12 protein-coding genes are annotated in these 13,313 nt (G+C 63.1%); all 12 read left to right on the top strand.

Annotation, left to right across the window (positions count from 1 at the left end):
• Positions 1-13 precede the first annotated feature (13 nt).
• The 12 genes from ACN6NG_RS14735 (at position 14) to ACN6NG_RS14680 (ending at position 13,274) form a co-directional block, all read left to right on the top strand.
• Positions 14-925, top strand: a complete 912-nt coding sequence (locus tag ACN6NG_RS14735) for an enoyl-CoA hydratase (RefSeq protein WP_024717888.1) — start codon at positions 14-16, stop codon at positions 923-925.
• A complete protein-coding gene (locus tag ACN6NG_RS14730; protein WP_474314709.1) occupies positions 922-2,028 on the top strand; it encodes an NAD(P)H-dependent flavin oxidoreductase in 1,107 nt (368 codons plus the stop codon). Before ACN6NG_RS14735 ends, ACN6NG_RS14730 begins: the two co-directional genes overlap by 4 nt.
• Positions 2,025-2,777 carry an enoyl-CoA hydratase family protein gene (locus ACN6NG_RS14725; RefSeq protein ID WP_043199974.1) on the top strand — a complete coding sequence of 251 codons (753 nt, stop codon included), beginning with the start codon at positions 2,025-2,027 and terminating at the stop codon, positions 2,775-2,777. The genes ACN6NG_RS14730 and ACN6NG_RS14725 overlap by 4 nt, the downstream gene beginning before the upstream one ends.
• A 9-nt stretch (positions 2,778-2,786) precedes the next feature.
• Positions 2,787-3,947, top strand: a complete 1,161-nt coding sequence (locus ACN6NG_RS14720; protein ID WP_063424333.1) for an acyl-CoA dehydrogenase family protein — start codon at positions 2,787-2,789, stop codon at positions 3,945-3,947.
• Positions 3,948-3,956: 9 nt separating this feature from the next.
• Positions 3,957-5,015 (top strand): acyl-CoA dehydrogenase family protein, encoded by a 1,059-nt coding sequence (locus ACN6NG_RS14715; protein WP_474314707.1) that lies wholly within the window; start codon positions 3,957-3,959, stop codon positions 5,013-5,015.
• Between the two features lie 3 nt (positions 5,016-5,018).
• Positions 5,019-6,170: an acetyl-CoA C-acetyltransferase gene (locus ACN6NG_RS14710; protein ID WP_474314704.1), complete on the top strand. Its 1,152-nt coding sequence runs from the start codon at positions 5,019-5,021 to the stop codon at positions 6,168-6,170.
• Between the two features lie 33 nt (positions 6,171-6,203).
• Positions 6,204-7,082 (top strand): SDR family oxidoreductase, encoded by an 879-nt coding sequence (locus tag ACN6NG_RS14705; protein WP_028612891.1) that lies wholly within the window; start codon positions 6,204-6,206, stop codon positions 7,080-7,082.
• A gap of 146 nt (positions 7,083-7,228) precedes the next feature.
• Positions 7,229-8,014: an SDR family oxidoreductase gene (locus ACN6NG_RS14700; protein WP_474314702.1), complete on the top strand. Its 786-nt coding sequence runs from the start codon at positions 7,229-7,231 to the stop codon at positions 8,012-8,014.
• A gap of 9 nt (positions 8,015-8,023) precedes the next feature.
• Positions 8,024-8,494 (top strand): MaoC family dehydratase, encoded by a 471-nt coding sequence (locus tag ACN6NG_RS14695; RefSeq protein WP_474314699.1) that lies wholly within the window; start codon positions 8,024-8,026, stop codon positions 8,492-8,494.
• A gap of 8 nt (positions 8,495-8,502) precedes the next feature.
• Entirely contained in the window at positions 8,503-9,711 is a 1,209-nt protein-coding gene (locus tag ACN6NG_RS14690; RefSeq protein WP_061203237.1) for an acetyl-CoA C-acyltransferase, read from the top strand.
• A gap of 142 nt (positions 9,712-9,853) precedes the next feature.
• Entirely contained in the window at positions 9,854-10,897 is a 1,044-nt protein-coding gene (locus tag ACN6NG_RS14685; protein WP_474314817.1) for a WD40/YVTN/BNR-like repeat-containing protein, read from the top strand.
• The gene (locus ACN6NG_RS14680; protein WP_474314696.1) at positions 10,884-13,274 is read left to right on the top strand and encodes an efflux RND transporter permease subunit; all 2,391 of its coding nucleotides are present in this window, start codon (positions 10,884-10,886) and stop codon (positions 13,272-13,274) included. Before ACN6NG_RS14685 ends, ACN6NG_RS14680 begins: the two co-directional genes overlap by 14 nt.
• Positions 13,275-13,313 lie beyond the last annotated feature (39 nt).

The following is a 13,313-nucleotide window of genomic DNA, read 5'->3' as shown; positions in this document are numbered from 1 at the left end:
GAGGGACATGAGCATGAACAGCCCTGACAGTGAATTCGTCGAGCGTGCAGACCACTCGGTCTACGAAACGCAGGAACCGGTGTTGTACAGCGTGGCAGAGGGTATCGCCACGCTGACCATGAACCGGCCAGGCTTCAACAATGCGCAGAACTCGCAGATGACGTATGCGCTGGATGCGGCGCTGCGCCAGGCTGTCAACGATGACGCGGTCAAGGTCATTGTGCTGCGCGGTGCCGGCAAGCATTTTTCGGCCGGCCATGACATTGGCACGCCCGGGCGCGATATCAACAAACCGTTCGAGCGTGCACACCTCTGGTGGGATCACACCAACAAGCCCGGCGCCGAGCAGCTGTATGCCCGTGAGCAAGAGGTGTACCTGGGCATGTGCCGGCGCTGGCGTGAGCTGCCCAAGCCGACCATTGCCATGGTCCAGGGTGCGTGTGTGGCCGGTGGGCTGATGCTGGCCTGGGTGTGCGACCTGATCGTGGCCAGCGATGATGCGTTTTTCCAGGACCCCGTGGTACGTATGGGCATTCCCGGGGTGGAGTATTTTGCCCACCCGTATGAGCTGAACCCGCGCATCGCCAAGGAGTTTCTGTTCACCGGCGATCGCATGAGTGCCGAGCGTGCCTACCAGATGGGCATGGTCAACAGGGTAGTGCCCCGTGAGGAACTGGAGCAGGGCACCTATGCGCTGGCGGCCGGTATTGCCCGGCAGCCGCGAATGGGCCTTGCGCTGACCAAGCAGGCCATTAACCACGTCGAGGATCTGCAGGGTAAACGCACGGCGATGGACGCCGCTTTTGCCTGGCACCACTTCGCCCATGCCCACAACGAACTGCTGTCGGGTGACAAGCTGGGCGGCTTCGATGCCAAGGCCATGGCCCAGGCCAACAAGGCTGCCGCCAGTGGAGAGCAGGCATGAGCCGCTGGTTGTGTACGCCACTGACCCAAGCCTTGGGCTGCCGCTACCCGATCGTGCAGACCGCCATGGGTTGGGTTGCAGACGCCAACCTGGTGATTGCCACAACCCGCGCCGGTGGTTTCGGTTTTCTGGCCGGGGCCACGATTGCGGCCGATGCCCTGGAAGGCGAGATCAACAAGGTAATTGCCGCCACCGGTGGCAGCAATTTCGGCCTGAACTTTCATATGTTCCAGGAAAACGCGGCCCAATGCGTTGACCTGGCGATTCGCTACCGCTTGCGGGCGGTCAGTTACGGACGTGGCCCGGACAAACAGACCATCGCCCGTTTCAAGGCTGCCGGGGTGTTGTGTATCCCGACGGTGGGCGCACTCAAACACGCGCTGAAGGCGGTGGAGCTGGGCGCGGACATGATCACCATCCAGGGCGGCGAGGGCGGCGGGCATACCGGTGGTGTGCCCAGTTCGATCCTCTTGCCCCAGGTGCTCGCCGCGGTGTCGGTGCCGGTGATCGCCGCAGGTGGTTACTCCACCGGCAGAGGCCTTGCCGGCGCGCTGGCGGCCGGCGCCGTGGGTATTGCCATGGGCACGCGCTTTTTGATGACCCGGGACTCGCCTACGCCGTCGAGCACCTTGGTGCATTACCTCGAGGTCAACGACCCGCAACGGGTGCGGGTGACCACGGCGGTAGATGGCATGCGCCACCGCATGATCGAGAACCCGTTTATCAACCGCCTGGAGCAGGCCGGGTCTTTTGGGCGCCTGCGCATCGCGTTGCGCAGCGCCTGGAAATGGAAGCAGCAAACCGGAATGAGCCTGAGCCATCTGTTCGGTGTGCTGCGCCAGGCACTCAAGGAAGACCCCGGCGCGCTGTCGCAAACGGTGATGGCCGCCAACCAGCCGGTGCTGCTGCAGCGTTCGATGATCGACGGTGTTCCGGACGAAGGCATTCTGCCCAGCGGCCAGGTAGCCGCCGCCATTGGCGAACTCAAGAGTTGCCAGCAAGTGATCGAAGAAATTGCCCAGGAAGCCGAATGCTGCCTGGAAGCCCTGTTGGCTTGCCGTAGCGAGCATCAGCCTGCCGAACTTTGGAGAACACCCTCATGAGTCAAGCATTTACCACACAGATCGAGGCGGGCATTGCTGAGCTGGTGCTGGCCAAACCGCCGGTCAATGCCCTGGGCAGCCAGGAGTGGATGGACCTGGCCCATCAGGTCGAAGCCCTGGGCGCCAACCCCGACGTCCGGGTGATCGTCATCCGTGCCGAAGGCCGCGGTTTCTGCGCCGGTGTCGACATCAAGGAACTGGACGCCCACCCCGAACGCATCGTAGCGGTCAACGCCGGTAATTATGCGGCGTTCAAGGCGGTACATCGCAACCCTGTGCCGGTCATCGTCGCCGTGCACGGTTTCGTCCTCGGTGGCGGCGTCGGCATTACCGGTGCAGCCGACATTGTTGTGGCCTCCGAGTGCGCCACCTTTGCCTTGCCTGAAGTAGACCGTGGGGCCATGGGCGGCGGCGCGCACCTGCAGCGTTTGTTCCCGGTGCAGAAGGTTCGTTATCTGTTCTTCACCGGCGACAAGATCGGCGCCGCAGAGGCAGCGCAGTATGGCTTCATCGAGCGCGTGGTGCCCAAAGAGCAGCTGCGCGAAACCGCGCTGGAAATTGCCGGCAAAATCGCCGCCAAGAGCCCGGTGATGATCCGTATCGCCAAGGAAGCCCTCAACGGTATCGAGGACGGCAACCTGGAAGACAAGTACCGCTGGGAGCAGGGGCTGACCCTGCAGGCCTACACCAGTCCGGATTCTGCGCAAACCCGCCGCGCCTTCGTCGAAAAACGCGACGCCAAGTTCTGAGAGAGTGCCATGGAACTAGCTTATACCCCCAAGCAGAAGGCCTTCCGTGAGGAAGTGCGTGAATGGCTGGCGGCCAATCAGCCGACTACGCCCCTGGCCAACTATGACACCCGGGAAGGGTTCGAGCAGCACCGGGCCTGGGAGGCGAAGCTGTTCGAGCAACGCCTGTCGATGGTCATGTGGCCCAAGGCTTACGGCGGGCGCGGTTGCGACCTGATCGAGTGGCTGATTTTCGAGGAAGAGTACTACGGCGCCGACGCACCGATGCGTATCAACCAGAACGGTCAGCTGCTGCTCGGCCCAACGTTGATGGAGTTCGGTACCGAGGCGCAGAAGCAGCGCTTCCTGCCGCGCATGGCGTCCAGTGTCGACATGTGGGCCCAGGGCTGGTCCGAGCCCAATGCCGGCTCCGACATGGCCGCGATCACCAGCAAGGCCATTCGCGATGGCGATCACTATGTGCTCAACGGGCAGAAAACCTGGTCCAGCCGCGCACTGTTTGCCGACTGGCTGTTTGGCCTGTTCCGCAGCGACCCGGCCTCGACCCGGCACAACGGCTTGTCGTTCGTGATGGTGCCGCTCGATGCCCCAGGCGTGACCATTCGGCCGATCAAGGCGCTGAACGGCAAGAACACCTTCGCCGAAGTGTTTTTCGACGATGTGCGCGTGCCGGTTGAAAACTGCATTGGTGCCGAAGGCCAGGGCTGGCATGTGGCGATGGCCACCGCGGGTTTTGAGCGAGGTTTGCTGCTGCGTTCGCCGGCACGTTTCCAGGCCACGGCGCGCAAGTTGATACAGCTGTACAACGCCAACCGCCAGAGCGCCGACCGCGACCCGAGCATCCGCGATGCGGTTGTCGAGGCCTGGCTGGGCGCTGAAGGCTATGCGCTGTCGTCCTATCACACCGTCGGGCGCTTGAGCCGTGGCGCGCAGATCGGCGCCGAGTCGAGCATCAACAAGATCATCTGGTCGGAGCTTGACCTGAAGATGCACGAAACCGCCATGCGCATCCTGGGTGCGCACGGCGAGTTGTTGAGCAGTGCTGCGCAAGCGGTCGAAGGCGGCTGGCTTGATGGCTTCCTGTTCGCTCAGGCCGGGCCGATCTACGCCGGCACCAACGAAATTCAGCGCAACATCATCGCCGAGCGCATGCTCGGCCTGCCGAAATAGGAGCCGGCCATGGACTTTACCTTTACCGATGATCAGCTCACGTTTCGCGAAGCCATCAGCCGTTTCCTGATGACCGAGGCGCCGCCCGAAATGCTGCGCGAGATCTGGGAAACCGATACAGGCCGCTCCGCTGACTTGCGCAACAAGATAGCCGAACAGGGCCTGACGGCATTGTCGGTGCCCGAACAGTTCGGCGGCCTGGGCATGGACGATGTGGCCTGGGCACTGATGACCCAGGAGTTGGGCTACTACGCCATCCCGGACTCGCTGGCCGACACGGCTTATGTGGTCACTGGGCTGCTGAATGGCCTGCCAGACGACAACCCGGTCAAAGCCCGGCTGTTGCCGCGCATCGCCGATGGCAGCGTGCGCCTGGCGATCGGCCACCCGATCAACCCGTTGGTGCCTGACGCACCGCTGGCAGAGTGGCTGATCCTTGCCCACGGCGATGAAGTGCATGCGGTGCCGCGCGCGCAGGTCGATGTGCAGGCCAACGCCAGTATCGATGCCTCCAGGCGCCTGGGCCTGGTGAGCTGGCAGCCAACTCGCGACACCCTGCTGATCGGCGGCGAACAGGGGCGGGCCTTGTGGTCCGATACCTTGAACCGCGGCGCCCTGTCGGTTGCTGGGCAACTGCTGGGGCTGGCCCAGCGAATCCTCGACCTGTCGGTGGACTACGTGGCCCAGCGCAAGCAATTTGGCAAGCCTATCGGCAGCTTTCAGGCGGTCAAGCATCACCTGGCCGATATCGCCAGCAAGATCGAATTCGCCAAACCTGTGCTGTATCGCGCGGCCTATGCCCTGGCGCAGGGTGATCGCCGCGCCGATGTCTATGTATCGCAGGCCAGGCTGGCCTGTTGCGACGCCAGCTGGCTGGCGGCGCGCCATGGCATTCAGGTGCACGGTGCGATGGGTTACACCTGGGAAGTCGACCTGCAGATGTTCATGAAGCGCGTGTGGTCGCTGGACCCGTCCTGGGGCGACCGTGCCACCCATAAAACCCGCGTCGCCGCCTATGTGCTCAGCGATGAAGCCCGGCTTGGGCCGGGCGCTACCTTCGAGGACTGAGCCATGCCCCAAGCGTATATCGTCGATGCTCTGCGCAGCCCCACGGGCAAACGCAAAGGCAGCCTGGCCCATGTGCATGCCATTGACCTGGGCGCGCATGTGTTGAAAGCGCTGGTCGAACGCAATGCCATTCCTGCCCACGCGTATGACGACGTGATTTTCGGATGTGTCGACGCCATCGGCTCGCAGGCGGGTGACATCGCCCGCACCAGCTGGCTGGCTGCCGGCTTGCCGCTGAACGTACCGGGCACCACGGTTGACCGGCAGTGCGGTTCGTCGCAACAGGCGCTGCATTTTGCCGCGCAAGCGGTGATGAGTGGCATGCAGGAGGTGGTGGCTGTCGGTGGTGTGCAGACCATGACCCAGATCCCGATCTCGTCGGCGATGCTCGCTGGCCAACCGCTGGGCTTCAGTGACCCGTTTTCCGGCAGCAAAGGCTGGCAGGCGCGCTTTGGGCAGCAGCCGGTCAATCAGTTTTACGCCGCCCAGCGCATCGCCGATCACTGGCAGATCAGCCGCGAAGAGATGGAAGTGTTTGCCCTGGAAAGCCATCGTCGTGCCTTGGCGGCCGCAGACGCCGGCTATTTCGCCCGCGAGATCGTTGCCTGCGAAGGCCTGGCCTTTGATGAAACGCCGCGGGTCAGCAGCCTGGAGAAAATGGCCAGCCTGGAGCCTGTGAGCGCTGAGTTCCCGTCGATCACGGCCGCTGTATCGAGCCAGACCTGCGATGCCTCGGCGGCGTTACTGGTGGTCTCGGAGGCGGCGCTCAAGCGCTACAAACTGATCCCCAGGGCGCGTATTCATCACCTGTCGGTGCTCGGCGACGACCCGATCTGGCACCTCACCGCACCGATTGCAGCCACCCGTGCGGCGCTCAAGAAGGCAGGCCTGCGCATGGCTGATATCGACCTTGTGGAAATCAACGAAGCGTTTGCCTCGGTGGTCATGGCCTGGGCCAAGGAGCTCGATTACGACCCGGCTCGCACCAACGTCAATGGCGGCGCCATCGCCCTTGGCCACCCACTGGGCGCTACCGGTGCGCGCTTGATGACCACCTTGCTGCATTCGCTTGAACGCACCGGCGGGCGTTATGGCCTGCAAACCATGTGCGAGGGCGGCGGCCAGGCCAACGTCAGCATCATCGAACGGCTTTGAAGCCACCCACACTCAACAACAGGAAAACATCCTATGGGAATCTGTGCAGGTCGTACCGCGATCATCACCGGTGCCGGTGGCGGGCTGGGCCGCGCGTATGCGTTGGCATTTGCCGCTGAAGGCGCCAATGTGGTGGTCAATGACATTCGTCGCGAGGCCGCCGAGGCGGTGGTCGACGAGATTTGTTCCAGTGGTGGCCGAGCAATCGCCAACGATGGCGACATCACCACCCTCAGCAGCGCTCAAGGCATCGTCGAGGCTGCATTGGCGGCGTTCGACGAAGTGCATGTTTTGGTCAACAACGCCGGGGTCTTGCGTGATCGCATGTTTATCAGCCTGTCGGAAGAGGACTGGGACATGGTGATGCGCGTGCACCTGAAAGGGCATTACTGCCTGGCCAATATCCTCGGCCGGCGCTGGCGCGATCAGGCCAAGGCCGGTACGCCGGTGGCGGCGCGCATTATCAATACCAGTTCCGGCGCCGGCTTGCAGGGCTCGATTGGGCAGTCCAACTATGCGGCGGCCAAAGGCGGTATTGCTTCCCTGACCCTGGTGCAGGCGGCGGAACTGGCGCGCTATGGCGTCACCGCCAACGCCCTGGCCCCGGCAGCGCGTACGGCGATGACCGAAAGCGCAATGCCGGACATGGTCAAAAAGCCCGATGACGACAGCTTCGACGCCTGGGCGGCAGAGAACGTCGCGCCTTTGGTGGTGTGGCTGGGCAGTGAGGCTTCCGGACATGTCAGCGGCCAGCTGTTCGAGAGCCAGGGTGGCCGGATCTCCCTCGGTGATGGCTGGCGTACCGGCGTCACCCGCGACAAGGGCGCGCGCTGGCAGGTCGCTGAAGTAGGGGCGGCGGTCGATGCGATCCTCAGCGAAGCACCCAAGGCGCAAAAGGTCTGGGGCACGTGAGCGCGGCTTGATGCACAGGCGTCGGCGTTGCCGGCGCCTGCCTCTTGTTGCCTTGCCACAACCGACCCCGTCCGTTTTGACGATGTGCCTGCCCCCTGCGGCCTTTATACCTGTCGACAACCTGTTTTCTGTCAGAGGTATACCGCGTGAAACAAGCCCCTCCTTATGTGCCAGGCCACCAGTTGCTGGCTGGCAAATCCGTGCTCATCACTGCCGCCGCCGGCGCTGGGATCGGCTATGCCGCGGCCAGGCGCTGCGCCGAAGAAGGCTGCCGCGCCCTGATGATTTCCGATGTTCATCCCCGGCGCCTGGAGCAGGCGGTGGAACAGCTCAAGGCCGACACCGGCTTGCAGGCCGTGTACGGCCAGCTGTGCAACGTCACCGTCGAGGCCGAGGTGCAAGCCTTGGTCGCCGCCGCCGAACAGGCCCTTGGCGGCGTCGATGTGCTGATCAACAACGCAGGCCTTGGTGGCTCCAGGCGGGTTACCGAGATGACCGATGAGGAGTGGCTACGGGTCATCGACGTGACCCTCACCGGCACCTTCCGCATGACCCGCGCGATGCTGCCGCATATGGAACGCCGAGGGAGCGGGGCGATCGTCAACAACGCTTCGGTACTCGGCTGGCGTGCGCAGAAAGAGCAGGCGCACTACGCCGCCGCCAAGGCCGGGGTCATGGCGCTGACCCGCTGCAGTGCGCTGGAAGCCGCCGAAAGCGGGGTGCGCATCAACGCCGTGTCGCCCTCGATCGCCTTGCACGAATTTCTCAAGAAGGCCAGCAGCGAAGAACTGCTGGCCAAACTGGCCGACCGTGAAGCCTTTGGCCGCGCCGCTGAAGTGTGGGAAGTCGCCAACGTCATGATCTTCCTGGCCAGCGATTACGCCTCCTACATGGTTGGCGAAGTGCTGTCGGTCAGTTCACAACAAGCTTGAGGGCACCCCATGAGCACCCGATTCAGTAGCGCCGAGCACATGCTCAAGGCCCAGGGCCTGGACCTGGGCGTCACCGACTGGCTGCAACTGACCCAGGCGCGGGTCAATCTGTTTGCCGAAGCCACTGGCGATCAGCAGTGGATACATGTCGACCCAGAGCGCGCCGCCAATGGCCCGTTCGGGGCGTGCATCGCCCATGGCTACCTGACCCTGGCGCTGGCCAACCTGTTCATGCCGCAGTTGATGAGCATCGACAACATGGCCATGGGGGTGAACTACGGCACCGACCGCGTGCGTTTCCCCGCCGTGGTGAAAGTCGGCGCGCGGGTACGCGGCAGAGGCCAGGTTGTCAGCGCCGAGCTGATCGGCAGCGCGGTACAGCTGGTGGTGCGCATCAGCGTCGAGATCGAGGGCGCCGAACGCCCTGGCTGTGTGGTCGACACCATCAGCCGTTACACCTTCAACCCCATCACCGAGTGAGCCTGTTCATGGACAAGCAAGACGTTGTAATCGTAGCGACTGCCCGTACCGCGCTGAGCAAATCTTTTCGCGGCTCTTTCAACGACACCGAAGCCCCGGTGCTGGGCGGCCATGTGGTGCGCGCGGTGGTCGAGCGTGCCGGTATCGAGCCTGGCGCGGTGGATGACGTGATCATGGGCGCGGCGGTACAGCAGGGCACCCAGGGCTACAACATTGGCAGGCTGTGTGCCTACACCGGCGGTTTGCCCGACAGCGTGCCGGGCATGGCCCTGGACCGTATGTGCGCTTCCGGCCTGATCAGTATCGGCATGGCGGCGAAGAACATTCTGGCCGGTGAAATGAGCATTGTCATTGGCGGGGGGGTCGAGTCGCTGTCGCTGACCCAGAACAAGCACAAGAACACCTACCGCAACCAGTCGGAGGCGGTGCTGGCGTGCATGCCAAGCGCCTATATCCCGATGATCGAAACCGCCGAGATCGTTGCCCGGCGCTATGAGATCAGCCGCGCGGCCCAGGACGACTACTCACTGCAAAGTCAGCAGCGCACGGCGGCTGCCCAGCGCGATGGCCTGTTCGACGAAGAAATCGTACCGCTGCAAGTGCGCAAGCTGCGCTTTGACAAGGAAGGCCAGCCCGATGGCCATGAACAGGTGGTAGCCGAGCGCGACGAGTGCAACCGTCCTTCGACCCGCCTCGAAGACCTGGCGGCGTTGAAACCCGTGTGGAAGAACGGCCAATGGGTCGAGCAGGGCGAGTTCATTACCGCTGGCAACGCCTCGCAGTTCTCCGACGGCGCCTCGGCCAGCCTGCTGATGAGCCGCGCCGAAGCCGCCCGGCGTGGCCTGAAGCCGCTGGGGACGTATCGCGGCATCGCCGTGGCCGGCTGCGCGCCGGAAGAGATGGGCATCGGCCCGGTGCTGGCGGTGCCCAAACTGCTCAAACGCTTCGGTTTGAGCGTGGCCGACATCGGGTTATGGGAAATCAACGAAGCCTTTGCCTGCCAGGTCCTGCATTGCCGCGACGCCCTGGGCATCCCTGCGGAGCGCCTGAACGTCAACGGCGGGGCTATTTCGATTGGTCACCCGTTCGGCATGTCGGGTGCGCGTATGGTCGGTCATGGCCTGCTGGAAGGGCGCCGTCGCGGCGTGCGCTACGTGGTCGTAGCCATGTGCATCGGGGGGGGCATGGGCGCGGCGGGCCTGTTCGAGCTGGACTGACCCGCGGTTCTGTCTATCGGCACCGGGGTAGGCCATTTGGACGATGTCCCGCAGGTCGAGCAGACGGACTATCTACACACCTCAGACACCGCGCCCAGGTGGCGCGGTGATGCACGACTACAAGAACAAGAGGGTGGACCGTATGCCTATTGTCGAGCGCCTGGATGTCGCTGCACGCAGTCGCCCATGCGCCAAGCTTATTGCCTATTTCGTGTGCATTACGGTTGCCGCAATCGTTGCGCTGGCATTTACCCCACGCGGCGCGCTGGACATTGCCCAGACCACGCTGAATACCGAGCGCATGCAGATAAACGGCCTGCTCAATCTGGGCACCCGTCAGGTGGCGGTGGGTGAGCGCGGCACCATCCTGATCAGCGACGACCGCGGCCGCAGCTGGCAGCAAGCCACGGTCGAGCCGCAACGTCAGATTTCCCTCACGGCTTTGACCGCGTTGAATCCCGAGCAGTTGGTAGCCGTTGGCCAGGACAGCCTGATTCTGCGCTCCAACGACGCTGGCAGCAGCTGGCAAGAGGTGCATTTTGATCCCGCAGCAGGCGAGCCGTTGCTCGGTGCCTGGGCGGCCGGTGACGAGCAGGTTGTCGTGTTCGGCAGCTACGGCAAGTTCTACCAGTCCGACGATGCCGGGCGCAGCTGGCGCGCGGTGGCGCTGGAGGTCGACCGTGCTCATCTCAATGCGCTGGATGGCGGCAGCGATGGCCGGCGCATGCTGGTCGGCGAACAGGGCCTGGTCATGCGCAGCGCCGATAACGGGCAGCATTGGCAACAGTTGCCGGCGTTCTACAACGGCTCACTGTTTGGCGTGGTTCGCCTGAGCGCCCAGCGTTGGGTGACCTATGGCATGCGCGGCCATGTGTTTGTCACCGACAACTTCGGTGAGCAGTGGCAGGCGATCAAGGTTGGCAATACCCAGCCGCTTTATGGCCATGTTGTGCTACCAGACCACAGCGGCGTACTGATTGTCGGCGGCGGCAGCTCAATGGTGCGCCTGGACGCAGAAGGCCGCTTGATCGGCACCACCCGCCAACCGGGGTTGGGCACCTTGACCGCAGCCATCGTGGTGGGCACCGATCAGTTGCTGGTAGCCGGTGAACGGGGCGTTTTCCAGGGGAACGGTAACAGCGTTGCCGCTCTGGGCAAAGGAGAGCAAGTGCATGAAGTACGCTAAAGCCCGAGCCGGGCGCCTGGTCGAGCGTTGCGCCGACCTGCTGTTGGCACGACGCAAACTGCTGTTGACGGTGTTCCTGCTGCTGACCCTGGGCCTGGGCTACAGCGCCACGCATACCCAGCTCGACCCGGGCTTCAACAAGCAGATCCCGGTGCGACATGAGTACATGCTCAACTTCCTCGAATTCAGCCATTACTTCACCGGCGCCAACCGCTTTCTGGTGAGCGTCAGATGGAAGGGCGAGGGTGACATCTACAACCCCGAGTTCCTCGACACGATGCGCAAGGTGACTGACGATGTGTTCTTTATCAACGGGGTCAGCCGAGCCAGCGTAACCTCGCTGTTCACCGCCAACGTGCGTTACATCGAGATCACCGAAGAAGGTTTTTTTGGTGATGTGGTGGTACCGCCACGCTTTACCGCCAGCGCCGAAGACCTGGCTCAGGTGCGCAGTAACGCCGCGCGCTCGGGGCAGGTCGGGCGGCTGGTGGCCAATGACCTGAAGTCGGCCATGGTCCGGGCCGACTTGCAGGACGTGGACCCACAAACAGGCAAATCGGTCAGTTATGTTGAAGTCGCCAAGCGTCTGGAGGACATTCGCGACAAATACAGCAGCGATCAGATCGAGATCAACATCGTCGGTTTCGCCAAACTGGTGGGTGATGTTGTCGAGGGGCTGATGACTGTGATCGGCTTTTTTGTCGTCGCCTTCCTGATCACCGGCCTGTTGCTGTGGCTGTATTCACGCTCGTTGCGCCTGACCGTAGTCGCGCTGCTGGTGGCGTTGCTGCCGGTGGTATGGCTGTTGGGCTTGTTGCCGCTGATGGGCCTGGGTATCGACCCGATGTCGATACTGGTGCCGTTCCTGATTTTTTCCATTGGCGTTTCGCACGCCGTGCAGATGACCAATGCCTGGAAACAGGAAGTGCTCGCCGGCGAGAATTCGCTGCAGGCGGCGCACCTGGCCTTTTGCAAGATCTTCATTCCTGGCTCCCTGGCGTTGCTGATGAATGCCTTGGGCTTTGGCGTGATCATGCTGATCGACATCCCTATCGTGCATGAACTGGGGGTGACGGCCTGCATCGGCGTGATGCTGATGATCATCACCAACAAGCTGATGTTGCCGATCATTATTTCCTACCTGCGCCTGGAGCGTAGTGTGCTGAGCAAGGAACGCGTCCAGCAGCAGGGCAGGCACCCGCTGTGGTGGCGCTTGTCGGCGCTGGCCGAACCGCGCCCGGCCCTGGCGGTGCTGGTGCTCAGCGTGATGTTGCTGAGCGTGGCGGTGCTCAAGGCCCGGCAGCTGGAAGTCGGTGACATCGGTGCTGGCGCACCGGAACTGCGCGCCGAGTCGCGCTACAACCAGGACAACAGCAAAATTGTCAGCAGCTATTCCATCGGCCTGGATGTGCTGGCGGTGTTCGTCCAGGCCCAGGGCCTGGAAGAGGCATGCCTGTCACCGTCGGTGATGCGTGCGGTGGAAGCCTTCGACTTCCAGATGCGCAGCGTCACCGGCGTGCAGTCGGTGCAGTCGGTGGCCGGTTTTGGCAAGACGGTGATTGCCGGTAACAACGAAGGCAACCCACGTTGGGCGGCCATTCCCGGGTCGGCCCGGGGCTTGAGTCAAGGTGCCCGTGCCTACATGCCCGAGGACGGCCTGGTGACCGATGGCTGCCAGCAGATGCAGATTCTGGTGTTTCTCACCGACCACGATGGCGCCACGGTCTCGCATGTGGTCCAGGAGGCCAAGCGGATCATTGCCCAGGTCCAGGTGCCGGAAATCAAGTTCTTTCTCGGCGGTGGCAACGTCGGGGTAATGGCGGCATCCAACGACGCGGTCAAGCGCGCCGAGGTTCTGATGCTGGTGGCCTTGTTTGGCTCGGTGCTGTTGTTCTGCTGGTTGACCTTCAAATCGTTGCGCGCGGTGTTGTGCATCCTGGTGCCGCTGGCCATCGTGGCGGTACTGTGCAATGCACTGATGGCCATGCTTGGCATCGGGTTGAAGGTGGCGACCCTGCCGGTGATGGCGCTTGGGGTTGGCGTCGGGGTTGACTACGGCATTTACCTGTATGAGCGGATCCAGCACGAAATGGCCGAGGGCGCCAACCTGCGCCAGGCGTTCTACCAGGCCATGTGCCAACGCGGAACAGCGGCCGTTTTCACTGCTTTGACGATGTCGATCGGGGTGTGCACCTGGGCCTTTGCACCGCTGAAGTTCCAGGCCGATATGGGGGTCTTGCTATCGTTCATGTTTCTGGTCAATGTACTTGGGGCAATTTTCCTGCTGCCGGCTTTGGCCGCCTGGTTCAACCTCGGCAAACCCTTGGTTGCGGTCAAAGCCAACCGTGCAGCGCGCGCACACGTGTTTGAATCATAACAATAAAAGCGGGCACGGCCTGGGCTGTGCCCCGCGAGG

Source organism: Pseudomonas sp. TSO6, from assembly GCF_056098905.1.
The sequence above is the reverse complement of the archived record's forward strand: the minus strand, read 5'-3'. Positions and strand labels throughout refer to the sequence as shown.

Coding starts and splice junctions, on each gene's coding strand:
- ACN6NG_RS14705 (WP_028612891.1), top strand. CDS start 6,204: ATGGGAATCTGTGCAGGTCGTACCGCGATCATCACCGGTGCCGGTGGC.
- ACN6NG_RS14715 (WP_474314707.1), top strand. CDS start 3,957: ATGGACTTTACCTTTACCGATGATCAGCTCACGTTTCGCGAAGCCATC.
- ACN6NG_RS14695 (WP_474314699.1), top strand. CDS start 8,024: ATGAGCACCCGATTCAGTAGCGCCGAGCACATGCTCAAGGCCCAGGGC.
- ACN6NG_RS14730 (WP_474314709.1), top strand. CDS start 922: ATGAGCCGCTGGTTGTGTACGCCACTGACCCAAGCCTTGGGCTGCCGC.
- ACN6NG_RS14710 (WP_474314704.1), top strand. CDS start 5,019: ATGCCCCAAGCGTATATCGTCGATGCTCTGCGCAGCCCCACGGGCAAA.
- ACN6NG_RS14725 (WP_043199974.1), top strand. CDS start 2,025: ATGAGTCAAGCATTTACCACACAGATCGAGGCGGGCATTGCTGAGCTG.
- ACN6NG_RS14735 (WP_024717888.1), top strand. CDS start 14: ATGAACAGCCCTGACAGTGAATTCGTCGAGCGTGCAGACCACTCGGTC.
- ACN6NG_RS14680 (WP_474314696.1), top strand. CDS start 10,884: ATGAAGTACGCTAAAGCCCGAGCCGGGCGCCTGGTCGAGCGTTGCGCC.
- ACN6NG_RS14720 (WP_063424333.1), top strand. CDS start 2,787: ATGGAACTAGCTTATACCCCCAAGCAGAAGGCCTTCCGTGAGGAAGTG.
- ACN6NG_RS14690 (WP_061203237.1), top strand. CDS start 8,503: ATGGACAAGCAAGACGTTGTAATCGTAGCGACTGCCCGTACCGCGCTG.
- ACN6NG_RS14685 (WP_474314817.1), top strand. CDS start 9,854: ATGCCTATTGTCGAGCGCCTGGATGTCGCTGCACGCAGTCGCCCATGC.